The sequence below is a fragment of the Streptomyces sp. TLI_171 genome (genome assembly GCF_003610255.1).
In the GTDB taxonomy this organism is placed as follows: Bacteria; Actinomycetota; Actinomycetes; order Streptomycetales; family Streptomycetaceae; genus Kitasatospora.
Genome location: NZ_RAPS01000001.1, coordinates 7,065,663 through 7,084,377 on the forward strand (window position 1 = coordinate 7,065,663; position 18,715 = coordinate 7,084,377).

Annotated in this window: 17 protein-coding genes and 1 pseudogene; 11 read left to right on the forward strand and 7 right to left on the reverse strand. The window is 74.4% G+C overall.

Going from position 1 to position 18,715, the window contains the following annotated elements:
* The first annotated feature begins 33 nt into the window (after positions 1–33).
* Positions 34–1,353, forward strand: a complete 1,320-nt coding sequence (locus BX266_RS31360; protein WP_099905373.1) for an aminotransferase class I/II-fold pyridoxal phosphate-dependent enzyme — start codon at positions 34–36, stop codon at positions 1,351–1,353.
* Between the two features lie 97 nt (positions 1,354–1,450).
* On the opposite strand, the gene BX266_RS31365 is transcribed toward BX266_RS31360, so the two are convergent.
* The gene (locus BX266_RS31365) at positions 1,451–2,809 is read right to left on the reverse strand and encodes an NAD(P)/FAD-dependent oxidoreductase (RefSeq protein ID WP_099905375.1); all 1,359 of its coding nucleotides are present in this window, start codon (positions 2,807–2,809) and stop codon (positions 1,451–1,453) included.
* A 154-nt stretch (positions 2,810–2,963) separates the two neighbouring features.
* Here BX266_RS31365 and BX266_RS31370 point away from each other — a divergent pair, with 154 nt between their 5' ends.
* The 4 genes from BX266_RS31370 to BX266_RS31385 all read left to right on the forward strand — a co-directional run bounded on the left by BX266_RS31370 (position 2,964) and on the right by BX266_RS31385 (position 5,581).
* A complete protein-coding gene (locus BX266_RS31370; protein WP_099905377.1) occupies positions 2,964–3,719 on the forward strand; it encodes a HipA family kinase in 756 nt (251 codons plus the stop codon).
* Positions 3,719–4,105 carry a DUF3037 domain-containing protein gene (locus tag BX266_RS31375; protein ID WP_099905379.1) on the forward strand — a complete coding sequence of 129 codons (387 nt, stop codon included), beginning with the start codon at positions 3,719–3,721 and terminating at the stop codon, positions 4,103–4,105. Before BX266_RS31370 ends, BX266_RS31375 begins: the two co-directional genes overlap by 1 nt.
* Before the next feature lie 83 nt (positions 4,106–4,188).
* Positions 4,189–4,635 carry a MarR family winged helix-turn-helix transcriptional regulator gene (locus tag BX266_RS31380; protein WP_099905382.1) on the forward strand — a complete coding sequence of 149 codons (447 nt, stop codon included), beginning with the start codon at positions 4,189–4,191 and terminating at the stop codon, positions 4,633–4,635.
* A gap of 28 nt (positions 4,636–4,663) precedes the next feature.
* On the forward strand, positions 4,664–5,581 hold the full coding sequence (locus BX266_RS31385; protein ID WP_143687041.1) for a DUF2797 domain-containing protein: 918 nt from the start codon (positions 4,664–4,666) through the stop codon (positions 5,579–5,581).
* A 1-nt stretch (position 5,582) separates the two neighbouring features.
* Here the strand turns inward: BX266_RS31385 and BX266_RS31390 are convergent, their stop codons facing one another.
* Positions 5,583–5,939 (reverse strand): DUF6204 family protein, encoded by a 357-nt coding sequence (locus tag BX266_RS31390; RefSeq protein WP_099905386.1) that lies wholly within the window; start codon positions 5,937–5,939, stop codon positions 5,583–5,585.
* A 93-nt stretch (positions 5,940–6,032) separates the two neighbouring features.
* Here BX266_RS31390 and purB point away from each other — a divergent pair, with 93 nt between their 5' ends.
* Positions 6,033–7,463, forward strand: a complete 1,431-nt coding sequence (gene purB / locus BX266_RS31395; protein WP_099905388.1) for an adenylosuccinate lyase — start codon at positions 6,033–6,035, stop codon at positions 7,461–7,463.
* Between the two features lie 92 nt (positions 7,464–7,555).
* Here the strand turns inward: purB and BX266_RS31400 are convergent, their stop codons facing one another.
* Entirely contained in the window at positions 7,556–9,040 is a 1,485-nt protein-coding gene (locus BX266_RS31400) for an MFS transporter (protein WP_099905390.1), read from the reverse strand.
* 107 nt (positions 9,041–9,147) lie between these two features.
* Positions 9,148–10,074: a diiron oxygenase gene (locus BX266_RS31405; RefSeq protein ID WP_099905392.1), complete on the reverse strand. Its 927-nt coding sequence runs from the start codon at positions 10,072–10,074 to the stop codon at positions 9,148–9,150.
* Between the two features lie 265 nt (positions 10,075–10,339).
* Here BX266_RS31405 and BX266_RS31410 point away from each other — a divergent pair.
* Positions 10,340–11,343: pseudogene (locus BX266_RS31410) on the forward strand (PHP domain-containing protein).
* Positions 11,344–11,523: 180 nt separating this feature from the next.
* Here the strand turns inward: BX266_RS31410 and BX266_RS31415 are convergent.
* Entirely contained in the window at positions 11,524–13,005 is a 1,482-nt protein-coding gene (locus BX266_RS31415; RefSeq protein WP_099905397.1) for a S53 family peptidase, read from the reverse strand.
* A 266-nt stretch (positions 13,006–13,271) separates the two neighbouring features.
* On the opposite strand from BX266_RS31415, the gene BX266_RS31420 reads away from it, so the two are divergent.
* Entirely contained in the window at positions 13,272–13,946 is a 675-nt protein-coding gene (locus tag BX266_RS31420; RefSeq protein ID WP_099905399.1) for a VOC family protein, read from the forward strand.
* A gap of 76 nt (positions 13,947–14,022) precedes the next feature.
* On the opposite strand, the gene BX266_RS31425 is transcribed toward BX266_RS31420, so the two are convergent.
* A complete protein-coding gene (locus BX266_RS31425) occupies positions 14,023–14,823 on the reverse strand; it encodes a tyrosine-protein phosphatase (protein ID WP_099905401.1) in 801 nt (266 codons plus the stop codon).
* Positions 14,824–15,058: 235 nt separating this feature from the next.
* Between BX266_RS31425 and BX266_RS31430 the strand changes: the two genes are divergently transcribed.
* Both BX266_RS31430 and BX266_RS31435 read left to right on the forward strand, forming a co-directional pair.
* Positions 15,059–15,625 carry a DJ-1/PfpI family protein gene (locus BX266_RS31430; RefSeq protein WP_099905403.1) on the forward strand — a complete coding sequence of 189 codons (567 nt, stop codon included), beginning with the start codon at positions 15,059–15,061 and terminating at the stop codon, positions 15,623–15,625.
* Between the two features lie 71 nt (positions 15,626–15,696).
* Positions 15,697–16,305 (forward strand): TIGR03086 family metal-binding protein, encoded by a 609-nt coding sequence (locus BX266_RS31435; protein ID WP_099905405.1) that lies wholly within the window; start codon positions 15,697–15,699, stop codon positions 16,303–16,305.
* Positions 16,306–16,334: 29 nt separating this feature from the next.
* On the opposite strand, the gene BX266_RS31440 is transcribed toward BX266_RS31435, so the two are convergent.
* On the reverse strand, positions 16,335–16,913 hold the full coding sequence (locus tag BX266_RS31440; protein WP_099905407.1) for a TetR/AcrR family transcriptional regulator: 579 nt from the start codon (positions 16,911–16,913) through the stop codon (positions 16,335–16,337).
* A 251-nt stretch (positions 16,914–17,164) separates the two neighbouring features.
* On the opposite strand from BX266_RS31440, the gene BX266_RS31445 reads away from it, so the two are divergent.
* Positions 17,165–18,607 (forward strand): MFS transporter, encoded by a 1,443-nt coding sequence (locus tag BX266_RS31445; protein WP_099905409.1) that lies wholly within the window; start codon positions 17,165–17,167, stop codon positions 18,605–18,607.
* Positions 18,608–18,715: the final 108 nt, after the last annotated feature.

The window sequence follows — 18,715 nt, forward strand, 5'->3', positions numbered from 1 at the left end:
ACAACCTCTATGTACTAGTGCATAATGGTGTTTGTGCTAGGAGAGTATCGGATCACCGGTCGGCGTGCCAGCGAGATTGCCGCCGACGTCGAACGCGCGGTCGCGGCGGGGGAGTTGCCCCCGGGGGCCGCCCTGCCGCCACTGCGCGACCTGGCCGGCGAGCTCGGCGTCAACCCCAACACGGTGGCCGCCGCCTACCGCCTGCTGCGCGAACGCGGCGTCATCGAGACCGCCGGGCGGCGCGGCAGCCGGATCCGCCCCCGCCCCGTCACCACCCCCCGCGACCAGGCCCGGCTGCCCGTCCCGTCCGGCGCCCGCGACCTGTCCGCCGGCAACCCCGACCCGGCCCTGCTGCCGCCGCTCGGCCCCGCCCTGGCCGCCGCCGCGGCCGGCCCCACCGTCCTCTACGGCGACCCCGTCGCCGAACCGGAGCTGCTCGACGACTTCCGCGCCGAGTTCCGCGCCGACGGCGCCCCCGAGGGCGAACTCGCCGTCTGCTCGGGCGCGTTGGACACCATCGCGCGGGTCCTGACCGCCACCCTCCGCCCCGGCGACACCGTCGCCGTCGAGGACCCGGGCTGGGGCAGCGTGCTCGACCTGCTGCCCGCCCTCGGCCTGCGCACCGCGCCCGTCCCCCTCGACGACCAGGGCCCGCTGCCCGAGGCGGTGGCGGCCGCCCTGGACGCGGGCGCCCGCGCCCTGATCGTCACCAGCCGCGCCCAGAACCCCACCGGTGCCGCCCTCACCCCCGCCCGCGCCGCCGCCCTGCGCGCCGTGCTGGCCGCCCGCCCCACCACCGTGCTGATCGAGGACGATCACGGCCACGGCATGGTCGACCAGCCCTTCCAGTCCCTCGCCGCCGGCACCGTCACCCACTGGGCGCTGATCCGCTCCGCCGCCAAGGCGCTCGGCCCCGACCTGCGGGTGGCCGTCTCGATCGGCGACGCCGACACCGTCGCCCGCGTGCTCGGCCGCCAGCGGCTGGACGCCGGCTGGGTCAGCCACCTGCTGCAACGCGCCGTCCTCGAACTGCGCCGCCGCCCCGTCGCCCCCGCCCCCGTCTACCGCGCCCGCCGCGACGCGCTGCTCACCGCGCTGGCCGCGCACGGCATCCGCGCCCACGGCGAGAGCGGACTCAACGTCTGGATCCCCGTCCCCGACGAGACCGCCACCGCCGCCGCCCTGCTGCAGCGCGGCTGGGTCACCGCCCCCGGCGCCCGGTTCCGCCTCGGCTCCCCGCCCGGCGTCCGGATCAGCATCTCCACCCTCCTCCCCGCCGAGGCCACCGCCCTGGCCGCCGACCTGGCCGCCGTCCTGGCCCGCCCAGCCCCCGGCGGCTCCCGCCTCACCTGAGCGCGAGCCCGAGCCCGGGGCGCCCGACAGCCGCGAGCCCCCGCCCGGCAGGCGCCGGACGGGGGCTCGAAGGACGGGAACGCAGCGGGCGGGGTGCTCAGCCCTTGGCTAGCAGCGCCTGCGCGTGCTCGCGGACCTGGTCGCGGGTCAGGTACGCGTCGGTGTACTCGAAGTCCCGCAGCCGGGCGGGCTGGCGGGCCAGGAACCCGGTGCGCACGAAGTCGTCGCCGGCGGTGGCGTTCAGCAGCCAGTTCGCCCCGGTGCGGTACTTCGCGGCGTTGGTCCGCATCGCCATCACGTGGTAGCCGCGGGCCACCAACTGGGCCGGCATGCCGTGCAGTTCGATGCCCAGCGGCTTCGACACCGCATCCGTGCCGCCCAGGTCGACGACCAGGCCGAGGTCCTTGTGGAAGTACGGCTGCAGCGGCTGGTTGCGCAGCGCCGCCACCAGGTTGTCGGCGCACTTCTTGCCCTGCCGGGCGGAGTGCTGCGCGGTGGGCGGGCAGACCGCGCCGTCGCCCTTCGCCAGGTCCGGCACCGCGGCCGCGTCGCCGAGCGCGAACACGCCCTCGAACTGCGGCACCCGCATCTCCGCCGTCACCGCGAGCCGCCCGCGCACCGTCTCCGCGTCCAGCGTGCCCACCAGCGGCGAGGCGGCGACGCCCGCCGTCCAGATCAGCGTCCGGCAGGGCAGCGTGCGGCCGTCGGTGAACTTCACCGTCTCCGCGCCGACCTCCGCCACCGACACGCCCAGCGACACGTCCACGCCGCGCTTGCGCAGGATCTCCATCGCGGTCACGCCGAGCTTGTCGCCGAGCTCCGGCATCAACTTCGGCGCGATGTCGATCAGGTGCCACTTGACCAGCTCCGGGTCCAGCCGCGGGTAGCGCCGGACCGCCGCCGTGGTCAGCCGCTGCAGGCAGGCCGCGGTCTCGGTGCCCGCGTAGCCGCCGCCGACCACCACGAACTGCAGCCGGGAGGCCCGCTCCCGCTCGTCCATGGACGCCGAGGCCAGGTCGAGCTGGGCGATCACGTGGTCGCGGATGTACGTCGCCTCGGCGAGCGTCTTCATCCCGCGCGCGTAGTCCGGCAGGCCGGGGATGTCGAACGTCCGGGTGACGCTGCCCGGCGCGAGCACCAGGTAGTCGTACTTCTCCGCCACCACCTCGTCGGTGATCTTGCGGACCACCGCGACCTTCGACCGCGGATCGATGCCGATCGCCCCGCCCGGCACGATGTGGGTGCGCCGCAGCGTCCGGCGCAGCGAGATCGCCACCGACTGGGGGGTCAGCACCCCGGCGGCGACGTGCGGCAGCAGCGGCAGGTACAGCTGGTACGAGAACGGCGTGACCAGGGAGATCTCCGCCTCGGAGGGGGCGAGCTTGCGCTCCAGTCGGCGCGCGCACTCGAGCCCGGCGAAGCCGCCGCCGACGATCAGGATCCGAGGTCGTTCCATCGTTCATCCCCTACGTTTGCAGGTCCGTGAGTAGCAAGGACGACTGTTGGCCACACTCGCACGCGGTATCGGCGGGTGCATCTCCAACGGCTACGGGCCGCCTGCCCGCCGGACGCCGGGCCATGCCCCGCGGCCGGGCCGCTAGGCTGTCCGGATGCTCTCCGAGGTGACGGCCGTCCGCTATGCGACGCCGCTGCGCGAAGGCGGCTCGATGCCCGGCCTGATCGAGGCCGACGACCGCCGGCTGTACGTCCTGAAATGGGTCGGCGCGGCCCAGGGCCGCAAGGCGCTGGTCGCCGAGGTGCTGGCCGGCGAACTCGGCCGCCGGCTCGGCCTGCCGGTGCCCGAACTCGCCCTGGTCGACCTGGACCCGGTGCTCGCCCGCAGCGAGCCCGAGGTGCAGATCCAGGACCAGATGCGGGCCAGCGGCGGCACCAACCTCGGCATGGCCTACGTCTCCGGGGCGCTGAACTTCGACCCGCTGTGCTTCGAGGTCGAGCCCGACGTCGCCGCCCGGGTGCTCTGGTTCGACGCCCTGATCGGCAACGTCGACCGGTCCTGGCGCAACCCCAACCTGCTGGTCGCCACCGGCGGCCTGCGGCTCATCGACCACGGCGCCAGCCTGATCTTCCACCACAGCTGGGCGGGCGCCGAGAAGTGGCGCCGCAAGCCCTACGACGCCTCCGACCACGCCCTGCGGCACGCCGCCGGCCACCTGGCGCAGGTCGACGCCGAACTCGCCGCGCTGGCCGAGAAGGCGCTGCCCGCCGCCGTCGCCGCCGTCCCCGACCTCTGGCTGGCCGAGGAGCCCGGCTTCGCCGGCCCCGAGGACGTCCGCGCCGCCTACACCGCGCAGCTCACCGCCCGGCTGGCCGGGCCCCGCGACTGGCTCCCGGAGGTGGCCGCCTGATGGACGGACGACTCGGCGACTACGAGTACGCGCTGATCCGGGCCGTGCCCCGGGTCGAACGCGGTGAGTGCGTCAACGTCGGCGTGCTGCTGTACTGCCGCGAGGCAGGCTTCCTCGGCGCCCGCACCCACCTCGACCAGGGGCGGCTGCTGGCGCTCGACCCGGTCGCCGACGTCACCGGGGTGCGGCGCGCGCTGCGCGGCATCGAGGCGGTCTGCGCGGGCGGCGAGGCCGCCGGTCCGGCCGCCCGGGACAGCGCCGGGCAGCGGTTCCGCTGGCTCACCGCCCCGCGCAGCGCCGTCGTCCAGCCCGGGCCGGTGCACACCGGGCTGACCGCCGACCCCGAGGCGGAACTGCACCACCTGTTCGACCGTCTGGTCCTCTGAGGCGCACCGTCCACGGAATCCCCTGAATACTTGCCCCGTTCAATACTGGAGGCAATGAAATGAATGGGCGTACCCTGACCGCCATGGGCACCACAGGCACCGGTACCGGCACCGCACCCTCCACCACCGAACTGATGGAGCAGGTCGCGGCCGTCGGCACGGCCTACTTCCACGACTTCGCCGCCGCGGCGGCCCGCCACGGGCTGAACTCCTCCCAGGCCAAGGCCCTCAAGGCCGTCCTGGAGCCGGTCCCGATGCGCGCGCTGGCCGGGCGCCTCGGCTGCGACGCCTCCAACGTCACGGGCATCGTCGACCGCCTCGAAGCACTCGGCTACGCCCGCCGCGAAGCCGCCGCCGCCGACCGGCGCGTCAAGATCGTCACCATCACCGACCAGGGCAGCACCGTCCTCGACCGGATCCGCGACGACATGACCCGGGCCCGCGCCGCCTTCGACAGCCTCGACCCCGAACAGCGCGCCGCCCTCTCCCGGCTCTGCGACCAGGTCCTGCCCCTGCTGCTGCGCCCCTGACCCCGGACGTCGCCTGACTGTCAGTGGCGTGACGTACGCTCTCCGGATGCACCAGGCGAGCGGATGGACCGCCACCGGACTGCGCTGGCACGACGGCGCACCCCAACTCACCGCCACCGACGGCCGGCAGCGCCACGCCCGGCCGCTCACCGACGGGCTCCCGGTCGCCTGGCGGATCGCCGGCCCCCGCCGCTGCACCGGCGCGTACACCGCCCGCGGCCACCGCGACTGCCCGCACCGCGCCACCGTCGAACCCGAGGGCACCAGCAGCCAGTGCCCGAGCTGCCAGAGCGCCGACCGCGGACTCCAACTCGCCCGCGACCGGATTCTCGACGACGGCCGCAGCTACCGCCTGTACCTCGCCTGGTTCGCCCCCGGCCTGCTCAAGGTCGGCCTCACCGCGGAGGAACGCGGCACCGTCCGCCTGCTCGAACAGGCCGCCCTGACCTGGACGTTCCTCGCCAACGGTCCGCTGCCCGCCGTCCGCCGCGCCGAACTCGCGCTGGCCCACAGCAAATTGGCCCGCGAACGGATCCCCGCCGCGGCCAAGTACCCCGCCTGGTGGAGCCTGCCCGAGGCCGCCCAGCGGCACGCCGAACTCACCGCCGCCCGCACCCGCGCCCACCGGCTGCTCGCCGACCACCCGCTGACCCTGCTGCCCGACCACCCCGTCACCGACCAGGTCGAGCTGTACGGCCTCACCGGCGGCGCCCCCGACCACTACCAGCAGATCAAGGCCCTCGCCGACGGCGCCCGCCTGACCGGCACCCTGCGCCGACCGATCGGCGGCCACCTCTTCCTCGACCCGCCCGACGGCCCGCCGCTGCTGCTCGACACCCGCCTGCTCAGCGGCTGGACGCTGCACCCCGAGGACGCCGACACCTGCGCCGGACTGGCCCTGCTGCCCAGGGCCAGGCCCGCCGCCGAACAGGACGCGCTGTTCTGAACTAGCCCTTCTTCCGGGCCTCCTGCTTCTGCCGTGCGCCGACCGCCGCCAGCGCCATGTCCTGCGCCTGCGACTTCAGGTTCTTGTAGCCGTACCCGCGGTCCGTCAGCCACAGCTCGGCCGCGGTCTCCGCCCGGACCGACGCCGCCACCACGTCCTCCTCCGCCTCCCCGTACTCCAGGAACCGGAAGGTGAAGAACGGGCGGGCCGACAGGTCGTACGTCAGGTGGCCCTCCTCGGTGAACTGCGCGTGCAGCACGTCGTGTTCGGCGGCCGCGGCGGTCAGCTCGGCCCGCTGCTGGTCGGTCAGGGCGTCGAAGGAGCCGCGGACCATGATCCGGAAGGTGCGCTTGGTCATGCCCGGACCCTAACCCGGCCCCGCCGCCCCGCTCATCCCGGTTTTCGGACGTGCTGCGTTCCCTCCTGACCTCGACTGTTAGGCTTGCGAAGCGTGAGCGCGAAGCCCAAGATCCCCAATGTCCTGGCCTCCCGGTACGCCTCGGCGACCCTGGCCCAGCTGTGGTCCCCCGAACACAAGGTGGTCCTCGAGCGCCACCTGTGGCTGGCCGTCCTCAAGGCGCAGCAGGACCTCGGCATCGAGGTGCCGCCCACCGCGATCGCCGACTACGAGCGGGTGGTCGACCAGGTCGACCTGGCCTCGATCGCCGCTCGCGAGCAGGTCACCCGGCACGACGTGAAGGCCCGCATCGAGGAGTTCTCCGAGCTCGCCGGGCACGAGCAGATCCACAAGGGCATGACCTCGCGCGACCTCACCGAGAACGTCGAGCAGCTGCAGATCCGCCAGTCGCTGGAGCACGTCCGCGACCGCACGGTGGCCGTCCTGGTCCGTCTCGGCCGGCTCGCCGCCCAGTACGGCGAGCTCGTGATGGCCGGCCGCTCGCACAACGTCGCCGCCCAGGCCACCACCCTCGGCAAGCGCTTCGCGACCGCCGCCGACGAGGTCCTGGTCGCCTACGCCCGCCTCGAGGACCTGATCGCCCGCTACCCGCTGCGCGGCGTCAAGGGCCCGGTCGGCACCTCGCAGGACATGCTCGACCTGCTCGGCGGGGACGCCGAGAAGCTCGCCGAGCTGGAGCGCCGGGTGGCCGGCCACCTCGGCTTCGAGAACGTCTTCACCTCGGTCGGCCAGGTCTACCCGCGCTCGCTCGACTACGACGTGGTCTCCGCGCTGGTCCAGCTCGCCGCCGGCCCGTCCAGCATCGCCAAGACCATCCGCCTGATGGCCGGCCACGAGCTGGTCACCGAGGGCTTCAAGGCCGGCCAGGTCGGCTCTTCGGCGATGCCGCACAAGATGAACACCCGCTCCTGCGAGCGCGTCAACGGCCTCGCCGTCATCCTGCGCGGCTACGCCTCGATGACCGCCGAGCTCGGCGGCGACCAGTGGAACGAGGGCGACGTCTCCTGCTCCGTGGTCCGCCGGGTCGCCCTGCCGGACGCGTTCTTCGCCTTCGACGGCCTGCTGGAGACGTTCCTGACCGTCCTCGACGAGTTCGGCGCGTTCCCCGCCGTCATCGAGGCCGAGCTGGACCGCTACCTGCCGTTCCTGGCCACCACCAAGGTCCTGATGGGCGCGGTCCGGGCCGGCGTCGGCCGGGAGACCGCGCACGAGGTCATCAAGGAGCACGCGGTCGCCGCCGCCCTCGCCATGCGCGAAGGCGCCCGCGAGAACACCCTGGTGCCCGCGCTCGCCGCCGACCCGCGCATCCCGCTGGACCGCGCCGCGCTCGACGCCCTGCTCGCCGACCGGCTCTCCTTCACCGGCGCCGCCTCCGCCCAGGTCGGCGAACTGGTCCGCCGCATCGAGGCCGTCGCCGCCGCCCACCCCGAGGCCGCCAAGTACGCGCCCGGCGACATCCTCTGACGGATCGTCAGCAGCCCTGACCGGCCCCGGCGGACTCCGCCGGGGCCGGTTCGCGTCGCTCGGGCCCCATTCGGGCCCGGGCCTCGTCCGGCTCAGGCCTCGTCCGGGTGGATCGGGGGCGAGGTCGGGGCGCAGTACCAGTCGCAGTCGGGTTCGGCCACGGGGTGGGGCGGGGTCAGCGCGTCGGAGCGGATGGTGGCGAGGGCGAGGACGGCGCCCGTGGCGAGCAGGCCCGCACAGATCAGCATGGCGGTGTGGAACGCGCTGTCGACCTCGGCGGGGATCCGGTAGGCGTCGCCGCTCAGGCCCGCCAGCGGCGGGATGGCGGCGACCGCGAACAGGCCGGCGGCGCGCGCGGCGGCGTTGTTCACGCCGGAGGCGATGCCCGCGCGGCGGACGTCGACGGCGGCCAGCACGGTCGCGGTGAGCGGGGCGACCAGCAGCGTCATTCCGGCGCCCTGCACGGTGACGGCGGGCAGCACGTCGGTCCAGTAGTTCGCGTCCGGGCCGATCCGCAGCATCAGCAGCACGCCCGCGGCGACCACCAGCGGCCCGACGGTCAGCGGGATCCGCGGCCCCACCGAGCGGCCGAAGCGGCCCGCCCGGCCGGAGAACAGCAGCATCAGCACGGTGATCGGCACCAGCGCCAGGCCGGACAGCAGCGGGGTGAAGCCGGAGACGATCTGCAGCTGCACCGTGAGCAGCAGGAACACCCCGCTGAACGCGCCGTACACGCAGAGCGTGACCAGGTTGACGGAGCTGAACAGGCGGGAGCGGAACAGCGACAGCGGCAGCATCGGGTTCGCGGAGCGGTGCTCGACCAGGAGGAACAGCGCGGCCAGGACGAGGCCCGCGAGGCCGGCCACCACCGCGCCCGGGGTGAGGCCGGAGCCGGCCTCGGTCAGCGCGTAGGTGATCCCGGCGAGGGCGAGGGCGGCGAGCAGCGCGCCCAGCACGTCGAAGCGGCCCTGCTCGTCGGGGTCGCGGCTCTCCGGGACGTGACGGGCCGTCACCGCGACCACCACGGCGGCCAGCGGCAGGTTCAGCAGGAAGATCCACCGCCAGCCCGGCCCGTCCACCAGCCAGCCGCCCAGGAACGGTCCGACCGCCGCCGCCACCCCGCCCAGGCCCGACCACGCGCCGACCGCGCCCGCCCGGTCCTCCTCGGCGAACACCGCCTGCAGCATGGCCAGCGAGCCCGGCGTCAGCAGGGCGCCGCCGATGCCCTGCAACGCCCGGGCGAAGATCAGGAGTTCGACGTTCGGCGCGGCCGCGCAACCGGCCGAGGCGACGGCGAACCAGCCCACCCCGAGCAGGAAGATCCGCCGCCGCCCGTACCGGTCGCCCAGCGAGCCGCCCAGCAGGATCAGCGCGGCCAGCGTCAGCATGTACGCGTTGATCGTCCACTGCAGCGACGCCAGGCCGGCGCCCAGGTCCTCGCCGATCCGCGGCAGCGCGACGTTCACCACCGTGCCGTCCAGCATCGCCATGCCGGAGCCCAGGGCGGTCGCCGCGACCACCCACCGGCCGCGATTCGTCCCGAGCCGGATCCCGTCAGTTGCGCTCGTCTCGCTCACGCATCCGATCCTCCGGCAGCCGGGCACCGGGCGGGAGGTCCGCCGCGCGGGCGGGGGAGTGGCGGGGTGCCGGCCGGGTGAGGCGGCTGGGTGTCAGCGGCGGGGTGTCAGGGGAGCAGGGCGCCGCGCTGCCAGGGGCGGCCGGTCTCGGGGGTGACGATGCCGAGGTCGGCGAAGAACTCCATCGCCTTGCGCGCCCAGTCGACCCGGGCCTGCTGCCAGTGCGGGTTGGCGGCGGCGGCCCGGCGGGCCTCGGCCGGGTCGAGGCCCGCCAGGGCGTAGACCCGGGGGTGGACGATCTCGGCGACCGACTGGCGGGCCAGCAGCGCCAGCGCCCGGCGGAACACCACCCGCCGGGCCGGCGACATCCTCGCCCAGCGCCGCTCCAGCTCCGGCTTGGCGTAGCCGATGTGCCGGGCCTCCTCGATCACGTGGATCCGGGCCACCGAACGGGCCAGCGGCTGCAGGCTCTCGTCGCGGATCATCTCGCGCTGCATCGCGTCGGTGAACTCCTCCACGAAGATCGCCCCGGCGAAGGTCATGGTGGTGTCGTTCAGCAGGAAGTGCAGCCGTCCGAGCCGGTCCGCGCGCCGGGTAGGCCGGGCGGAGGGGTAGCCGGTGGCGGTGATGTAGCGGGCGAACATGGTGGAGTGCCGGCATTCGTCCGCGACCTCGGTCAGCGCGTACTGGGCGTGCCGGGTGGTCAGGTCGCCCTCGTACACGTGCCGGATCAGGCCCTCCATCAGCACCAGCTCGAACCAGATGCCGGCCGCGGTGGTCGATGCGAACTGATGGACGCTCAGCTGCGCGCGCTGCCGCTCGTCCAGGCGCTCCCAGAGCGGGGTGCCGTAGAGCGAGACGCGGTGGGCGGGCAGCGCGTACTGGTCCGGGTCGAGCGGCGCGTCCCAGTCGATCTCGGTGAGCGGGTCGTAGGAGTGCTTGGCGGAGGCGCGCAGCAGGCGCGCCGCGTTGAGTTCGCGGTCGGCGTTGCGCTGCTGGGCGATCGTCCCGGTGGGGGCGGCGGTGTCGGGCATCGGCGGGCTCCGGAGGGTGGGGGCGGCAGGGGCTTCAGGAGGAGTAAACCAATGAGACAGAGTGTCAACAAGGGGTTCGGGCAGATCACCGGGCGGATTCCCGCGCGGATGGCCGGACGGCCTCGGGTGGATCGCCGGACGGTCAGCGGGTCGACCGAGGGCGCGGCGGGGGCCGGTGCGGTGCGGTGCCGCGCCGGAGGTCGCGCGGCGCCACGGCGGAGGTCGCCCGCGTGCGACCCCGCCGGGCCCCCCGCAGACTGGCCGCATGGACCCGGTCACCACCCTGGAACGCATCGCCTTCCTGCTGGAACGCGAACTCGCCTCCCCGTACCGGGTGAAGGCCTTCCGCACCGCCGCCGAGGCCGCAGCCCAACTGCCCGCCGAACCCATCGACGTCGCCACCGCCGAACGCCTCCCGGGCGTCGGCCCCGCCACCGCCCGGGTGATCGCCGACGCCTCCGTCGGCCGCACCCCGCAGTACCTGCTGGAGGCCGAGGCCCGCGCCGCCGCCGGACCCGCCCCTCCACCGGCGCGCTGCGGCTGCGCGAGAAGATCCAGGGCGACTGCCACCTGCACTCGGACTGGTCCGACGGCACCGTCCCGATCGAACTGATGGCCCGCACCGCCAGCTCCCTCGGCCACCACTGGGCCGTCCTCACCGACCACTCGCCCCGCCTCACCGTCGCGGGCGGCCTCAGCGCGGAACGGCTGCGCGAACAGCTCGACGTGATCGAGGAGCTGAACGGTCGACTCGCCCCGTTCCGGCTCCTCACCGGCATCGAGTGCGACATCCTCGACGACGGCTCGCTCGACCAGGACGAGGAACTGCTCGGCCGGCTGGACGTGGTGGTCGCCTCGGTGCACTCCAAACTGCGGATGGACAGCTCCGCGATGACCCGGCGGATGCTCGCGGCCGTCCGCAACCCGCTGGTCGACGTCCTCGGCCACTGCACCGGGCGGCGACTCGGCGAGAAGCCCCGCCCGCAGTCCGAGTTCGACGCGGAGGCCGTGTTCACGGCCTGCCGGGAACACGACACCGCCGTCGAGATCAACTGCCGCCCCGACCGCCAGGACCCCCCGGACGACCTCCTCACCCTCGCCGCCGACCTCGGCTGCCTCTTCTCCATCGACACCGACGCCCACGCGCCGGGCCAGCTCGACTGGCAGATCACGGGCTGCGAACGCGCCGCGGACCTCGGCCTGGACGCGGAACGGATCCTGACGGCCTGGTCGGTGGACCACCTGTTGGCCTGGGCGGGAGCCCGGTGAGCTCGCGCCCGCGGCAGCAGGCGGTCGCCCACCTGCCCGACCTCGTCGGCTCCGGCTGAGCCTGCTCCGGGGGCCCGGCGGGCCCCCGGAACCGGCGATGAAGTCCCGGGCCGGGCCTGGCCGGTGGGGGGCCGTCAGCAGTGGTGCGGCCCGCGACCGCGGGTGGTCACGGCGCTGCCGTCAGCCCGCGCGGACGGCGGCCACCAGGTCGGGCAGCAGCTTCGCCGCGTTGGGCGTGCCGAGGCCGGTGACCGGGTCCCAGCCGGTGGTGACGGGGTAGCCGGGCACCGACGGGTCGGCGGTGTTGTTGCCGAGGGTGATGTCGTAGAAGTCGGCCGCGTACGTGCCCGGGTCACCGGCGATCTTGTACAGCGCCGGGTTGATCAGGCCGAGGCCGCCACCGTTGATCTGGTCGGCGATGGAGACCAGGCCGGCCCACTCGGGGCAGGCGAGCGAGGTGCCGCCGATGTCGTACCAGCCGGTGCTGCACGGCGTGCCGCCGCAGTCCAGGCCGCCCTGGCCGTCGGGCGGGAGCGAGACGTACACCAGCGCGCCGGTGCCGGCGCTGGCCTGCAGCGCGATGTCGGGGACGCCGCGCTTGGCGCCGACCGCGGTGGACCCGGCCGGCAGGGAGTTCTGGTAGGCGGGACGGTCGAAGACCTGGCTGAAGCCGCCGCCGGAGAAGGTCCAGCCGACCTCCGCCGCGCCGGGGCTGGCCGCGCACTTCGCGGGGGCGCCACCGGTCGCGGTACGGCCGCCGGTCGCGTCCGGGTCGGTGCACAGGTAGGTGCCACCGACGCCGGTGACCAACGGGTCGGAGGCGGGCCACTCGACGGCCGGGTCGGGCAGCGTGGTGCCGCCGTCCTTGACCGGGGTCTTCTTCGAGCCGCTGCTGCCGTCGTCGCCGGAGGAGCCGAGCACGGTGACCCCGTTCTCGGCGGCCGACTTGAAGGCGTGCCGCAGGTGCTCGATCGACTGGGCGCTGCCGAACGCCCCCTCGGCGGACGCGAAGGACTGCGAGATGACGGTGGCCAGGTGGTGGTCGACCACGTACTGCTCGGCGTTCATCATCGCCGGGAAGCCCTGCACGCCGAGGGTCTCGGCGGTCGGGGTGGAGACCAGCAGGATGTTGGCGTTGGGCGCCATCGCGTGGGCGGTCTCGACGTCCAGGGCGACTTCGAGCGCCCACGCGCTCCTGTCCTCCTGGCCGGTGCCCTTGCCGGTCGCCGGCGGGGCCTTGGTGTCGGGCGAGCCCTGGACGTGCAGCGTGCTGAACGTCGGCATGCCGGGCGCGCAGGTGACGCCCTCCTCGCCGCACATCGGCTGCACGCCGAAGGCCTGGTCGAAGACGTGCAGGTCGTGCGCCATGGTGTCGCTGCCGTAGGAGTCGACGACGGCGATGGTCTGGCCGCGCCCGTCGAAGCCGTCGGCGTACAGCGGGCCGAGGTTGTACGCCGCGCGGATCGCCTGCGGGGCGAAACAGCGCCGGCCGGCCGCGGCGCACTGGGCCTGGGTCGGCGGGACCTCCCCGGCGGTGACCTGGGCGTACTCGGCCACGGTGGGCCGCAGTTCGGGGTAGGCGGCGAGCGAGATCGGGCCGCTCGCGGTGGTGACCGCCGGCGCGGCGAGCACGCCGGAGGCGGCGAGGGCCAGGCTGCTCACCCCCACAAGCAGCCAGCGACGTGCTGATGGAGCCTTCAAGAGTCCTCCTGAGGGTTGTTTCGGGGGACTTGCGTGGCCCGGACGACCCGGTGTGGATCAGGCGCACCGGGTCCGGACCGGCGCGAGCGTAGAAGGCGGGCGGGCAACACTCAATGCCCTCACGGTCGTTGAGTAGGCAAGGGTTCACCAAATCTGGGTCAAGGAACATCCTGACCGAGGAGGTCCGCGCCCGCCGACGACGCCACCGCAGGCTCTAGGCTGCCGGGATGAGTGACAACCAGGTGAGTGGGCGGATCAGGCCGTCGGCGTTCCACGCGGCGCCCGGGACCGAGGACTGGCGGGTGCTGGGGGAGGGGGCGTGCGCCTTCTTCCGGACCGGGTCGTTCGCGGGTGGGGTTCGGCTGGTCGAGGCGATCGGGGCGGCGGTGGACGGGGTCGGGGAGGTGGACCTCGACCTGCGGGCCGAAGGGGTGACCGCCCGGCTGATCGAGGCGGGCGAGGAGTACTACGGGCTGACGGAGCGGCACGTCGAGCTGGCGCGCCGGGTGTCCGAGGCCGCGCGCGAGGTGGGCGCGGTGGCCGAGCCGCAGGGCGTGCAGACGGTGCAGGTGACGATCGACGCACTGGAGCAGCCCGCCGTGGTCGCGTTCTGGCGCGCGCTGCTCGGCTACCGGGACCGGTCGGGCAGCCCGGAGGACCTGATCGATCCGCTGCGCCGCGGCGCGCCGTTCTACTTCCAGCAGATGGACGAGCCGCGCCCGCAGCGCAACCGGGTGCACGTGGACGTGTGGGTGCCGCACGACCTGGCCGAGGCACGGATCGCCGCCGCGCTCGCCGCCGGCGGCCGGCTGGTGACGGACGAGCACGCGCCGAACCACTGGGTGCTGGCCGACCCCGAGGGCAACGAGGCCTGCGTGGGCGCGGCGGGGGCCGCCGGCTGACGCACCGTCGGCGGGAAGGCGGGAAGGCCGGAAGGCGGAGGCCGGCGGGAGTGGGAAAGCGGTTTCCGTGTGCGGATCAGGCGGCCTCGACCAGTCGGGACCGCAGGCTGTCGAGGGTGTCGTCCTTGAGGCCGAGCCCCGCGCGGGCGTAGCTCTCCGGGTCGCCCCAGTGGTCGGCGAGGGTGTCGAGGGCGGCGTCCAGGTACTCGGCGCGGACGGAGAGGACGGCGTCGGCGATCTCGGGGTCGCCGCCCGCGGCGGTGAAGCGTTCGACCAGCGGGCCGTAGTGCGCGCGGACGGCCGGGTCGACGGACAGGTACTCGGTGCGCACGGTGGCCAGGTCCGCGCCGAGCAGCAGCAGGATCAGGGTGGCGCCCCAGCCGGTGCGGTCCTTGCCGGCGGTGCAGTGGAACAGGACGGGGCCGCCGCCCTGGTGGGCGAGCGCGGTGATCAGCTGCTTGTAGGCCTGGCGAGCGGCGGGGGAGGTGACGAAGGCCCGGTAGTCCTCGCACACCGCCGCGGCCGCCCGTCCGCGGTCCAGCGTGCGGTTGGCGGCGGCCGGGTCGGTCAGTGCGGCGGCGAGCGCCGCCGTCGCACCGCTGCCCGCCTGGTCCGCGAGGACGTCCGCGACCAGCAGGTGCGCCCCGCCGGGGACCCGGTCGGGGAACGCGGCGCGCTCCAGCTCGGTGCGCAGGTCGACCACGGTGCGCACGCCCAGCGCGCTGAACATCGGGTCTCCCGACGGGTCGAGCCGGTCCAACTGCCCCGAGCGCAGCGCCAGTCCGGGCCGCACCCGGGCGCCGCCCGGCAGGTCGATGCCCCCCAGATCGCGCAGGTTGGCAACGGTGGCGGAGTCCACGAAGTACGAGTGCTGCATGACGACCTCCCTGCCGACGGACCTTGCCAGCACGCTAGGCGCGTCCCGGGCGGGTCGCCCCCGGAGTACCCCCGCCCGGGCGGGTCGGTGCGGCGAGCGGGGGAGCGTACGCCCCGGCGGCGCGCCGTAGGACGTGCGCCCCTTGATTGACGGGGCGTCAGCGGGCAGGGTGGGCAGCGCCCGGTCCCGCCGGGGCCGGCGCGTGCCAGGCGTGACGAAGGGACGGAAACCCCGGATGGCAGCGAAGATCCTGATCATCACCGGCGACGCGGCCGAATCGCTGGAGGTGTTCTACCCGTACCAGCGACTGCTGGAGGAGGGCTACCAGGTCGACATCGCCGCGCCCACCAAGAAGACCCTGCAGTTCGTGGTGCACGACTTCGTGCCCGGCTTCGACACGTACACCGAGAAGGCCGGCTACACCTGGCCCGCCGACCTCGCCTTCGCCGACGTCGACCCGGCGCAGTACGTGGCGCTGGTGCTGCCCGGCGGCCGCGCCCCCGAGTACCTGCGCAACGACCCCGAGGTGCAGCGGATCGTCGCGCACTTCTTCGAGGACGACAAGCCGCTCGCCCAGATCTGCCACGGCCCGCTGATCCCGCTGCGCACCGGTGCGCTGGCGGGCCGCCGCACCGCCGCCTACCCGGCACTGGAGCCCGACGTGGCGGCCGGCGGCGCGGACTTCGTCGACGGCGGCGCGGTGGTCGACGGCACCGTGGTCTCCGCCCGGGCCTGGCCCGACCACCCCACGTGGATGCGGGCGTTCGTGCAGCTGCTGCGCGAGAAGGCCCCGGTCGAGTAGTCCGGACCGAACGGGCCCTCATCGGGGTGTCGGCTTGCCCGTCCGGGGTCGGGCGGGCAAGCGTGTACCGCATGGCAGCTGCACACCTCGACGGGCCCGGCCTGCTCGCGCTCCACGCCCGGGCCCTGGACCACTTCGGCGACCTGGTCCGCGCCGTCCCCGACGACGCCTGGCAGGCGCCCACGCCGTGCACGGACTGGACGGTGCGTCAGCTGGTGGGCCACCTGACGTCCGAGCAGCTGTGGGTGCCCCCGCTGCTGGGCGGTGCCACCGTCGCCGAGATCGGCGACCGCTTCGACGGCGACGTACTGGGCGAGGACCCGGTCGCGGCGTGGACGGCCGCCGCAGCGGCCGCCCGGGACGCGTTCGCCGAGCCCGGGGCGCTGGAGCGCACCGTCCAGCTGTCGTACGGCGCGCGCCGGGCCGCCGGGTACGCCCGCGAGATGACCGTGGACGCGATCGTGCACGCCTGGGACCTCGCCCAGGGCATCGGCGCGGACGCCCGGATCGACCCCGCCGCCGCCGAGTTCGGACTCGCCGAAATCGGCCCGCAGGCAAGCGCGTTGGCCACCTCCGGGCTGTTCGCCGACGCCGTTCCGGTGCCCGCCGACGCGGAGCCGGGCGACCGTCTGCTGGGCCTGGTCGGGCGCGACCCCGCACACCCGTTCGGGACGGCCTGAGGGTCCGCCGGGCGTGCCCCGCGGGCCCGTCAGCGCCGGGCCCGCACCCCGTCCAGGGCGATGGCAAGGACCCGGTCGCGCTGCTCCTCGCTCGGGAACGCCACCGAGGTGATGCCGGAGACCATCCGCAGCAGGTCGTCGATGCTCATGTCCTCGCGCACCTCGCCGGCCGCCTGGGCGCGCAGCAGCAGCGGGGTGCCCGCGTCGTACATCGACTGCAGGCAGGCCAGGAAGACGGTGGACTCCTCGCCCGCGAGCGCCTCGCGGATCGCGCGCTTGGTCATCGCGTACTCGACGAACCGGCGCAGCCAGGCGGTCAGGGCCGGCCACGGGGGCTGGTCGGCGACCTCCGCGGCGACCCGGCCGAGGTCGTCGACCTCGTTGGCGTAGACCGCCTCGAAGAGGTGGCGGCGGGTCGGGAAGTTGCGGTAGAGGGTGCCGATGCCGACGCCGGCGCGCCGCGCGATGTCCTCCAGGGACGCCTCGGCGCCGTGCTCGGCGAACGCCTCGCGGGCGGCGGCCAGCAGCGCGTCGAAGTTGCGCGCGGCGTCCGCACGGCGCGGGCGGCGCGCGGCGAGGAACTCGCTGACGACGATCTGATCCGGCACGGGTGACCTCGTTTCGACATCCGGATTGAACCGGAGGCATGCCTCCGCTAATCTGGAGGCATGCCTCGACTTTAGCACCGGGGCCCCTGCTTCGGCCTGCCCCGTGCCGGTCGGCCCCTCACTCTTCCGTGCCCGTCACCCGCTCGATCGTCGCTGGGTGACCGCTCCGTCACCGCTCGTCCCCCGTCTGCTTTCCTGCCGGGGCGCGCCGCCGATCCCGCGTGCCCCGACCCGAGTCCCGAGAGGGTTCGATGAACCGCCAGTCCCCCCGTGTGACCTTCGGCGTGCTCGCCACCGGCGCGGGCGTGTTCGCCCTGCTCCAGTCACTGATCACGCCCGCCCTGCCGATCGTCCAGCAGGCGATGCACACCTCGCAGTCCACCGTCACCTGGGTGATGACGGCGTACCTGCTCTCCGCCTCCGTCTTCACCCCGATCCTCGGCCGGGTCGGCGACCTGGCCGGCAAGAAGCGCACCCTGGTCGCCGCGCTCGGCGCCCTGCTGATCGGCTGCCTGGTCGACGCCCTCGCGCCCAACATCACCGTGCTGATCCTCGGCCGCGTCCTGCAGGGCATCGGCGGCGCGCTGTTCCCGCTGTCCTTCGGCATCATCCGGGACGAGTTCCCGGCCGGGAAGGTGGCCGGCGGCATCAGCAACCTGTCCGCCGTGATCGCCGTCGGCAGCGGCCTCGGCATGGTGCTGGCCGGTCCGATCGTCGGCGCCCTCGACTACCGCTGGCTGTTCTGGCTGCCCGTCATCGTGGTCGCCGCCACCATCGCGCTCGCCCACCGCTACATCCCCGAGTCGCCCACCCGCAGCGAGGGCGCCGTCGACTGGCTCTCCGCGGTGCTGCTCTCCGGCTGGCTGGTCGCGCTGCTGCTGCCGGTCAGTCAGGCCGCCCAGTGGGGCTGGGGGTCCGCCCGGGTGCTCGGCCTGCTCGCCGTCGCCGTCCTGCTGTTCGCCGCCTGGGCGTTCAACGAGGCCCGCTCCCGCAACCCGCTGATCGACCTGCGCGTCATGCGGCTGCCCGCCGTCTGGACCACCAACACGGCCGCCCTGCTGTTCGGCGCCGGCATGTACGCGGTCTGGGCCTTCCTGCCCGGCTTCGTCCAGACGCCCGTGAGCGCCGGCTACGGCTTCGGCTCCACCGTCTCCGGCGCCGGCCTGCTGATGCTCCCGATGGTCGGCGCGATGTTCGTCGCCGGCGTGGTCGGCGGGCGGATCGCCGGACGCTTCCCCGCCAAGGCGCAGCTCACCACCGGCGCCCTGCTCGGCGCGGTCGCCTGCGCGCTGCTCGCCGCCCGGCACGGCACGCCCGCGGACGTCGCCCTCGCGGCCGGCGTGTTCGGCCTCGGCATCGGCCTGGCCTTCGCCTCGATGAGCAACCTCATCGTGCAGAGCGTGCCCGCCGCGCAGACCGGCGCCGCCACCGGCATGAACGCCAACATCCGCACCATCGGCGGCTCGATGGGCGCCGCCCTGATGACCGGTCTGGTCACCGGCCACCTGCAGCCCTCCGGCCGCCCCTACGAATCCGGCTACACCCACGGCTTCGCGCTGCTGGCCGTGTTCTGCCTGGCCGCCGCCTTCGCCGCGCTGCTCGTCCCGGCCCGCCGCGCGGTGCCGGCAACCGTCCCGGTCGAGGCCGCGGCAGCCCAGCGGGAGACCGTCGCGCAGCGCGAGACCGTCGGGTAGCGGGTGCCCGTCGGCGGCGGAGCGTCGGGGACGGGTGGATGTTCGGGCCGGACGCGCCTTCGGCGGCGCGCCCGGCCCGTCGTGCCTGCCCCCCGGGGTCCTGGCCGT

Coding starts and splice junctions, on each gene's coding strand:
- BX266_RS31365 (WP_099905375.1), bottom strand. CDS start 2,809: ATGGAACGACCTCGGATCCTGATCGTCGGCGGCGGCTTCGCCGGGCTC.
- BX266_RS31370 (WP_099905377.1), top strand. CDS start 2,964: ATGCTCTCCGAGGTGACGGCCGTCCGCTATGCGACGCCGCTGCGCGAA.
- BX266_RS31375 (WP_099905379.1), top strand. CDS start 3,719: ATGGACGGACGACTCGGCGACTACGAGTACGCGCTGATCCGGGCCGTG.
- BX266_RS31380 (WP_099905382.1), top strand. CDS start 4,189: ATGGGCACCACAGGCACCGGTACCGGCACCGCACCCTCCACCACCGAA.
- BX266_RS31390 (WP_099905386.1), bottom strand. CDS start 5,939: ATGACCAAGCGCACCTTCCGGATCATGGTCCGCGGCTCCTTCGACGCC.
- BX266_RS31405 (WP_099905392.1), bottom strand. CDS start 10,074: ATGCCCGACACCGCCGCCCCCACCGGGACGATCGCCCAGCAGCGCAAC.
- BX266_RS31420 (WP_099905399.1), top strand. CDS start 13,272: ATGAGTGACAACCAGGTGAGTGGGCGGATCAGGCCGTCGGCGTTCCAC.
- BX266_RS31425 (WP_099905401.1), bottom strand. CDS start 14,823: ATGCAGCACTCGTACTTCGTGGACTCCGCCACCGTTGCCAACCTGCGC.
- BX266_RS31430 (WP_099905403.1), top strand. CDS start 15,059: ATGGCAGCGAAGATCCTGATCATCACCGGCGACGCGGCCGAATCGCTG.
- BX266_RS31435 (WP_099905405.1), top strand. CDS start 15,697: ATGGCAGCTGCACACCTCGACGGGCCCGGCCTGCTCGCGCTCCACGCC.
- BX266_RS31445 (WP_099905409.1), top strand. CDS start 17,165: ATGAACCGCCAGTCCCCCCGTGTGACCTTCGGCGTGCTCGCCACCGGC.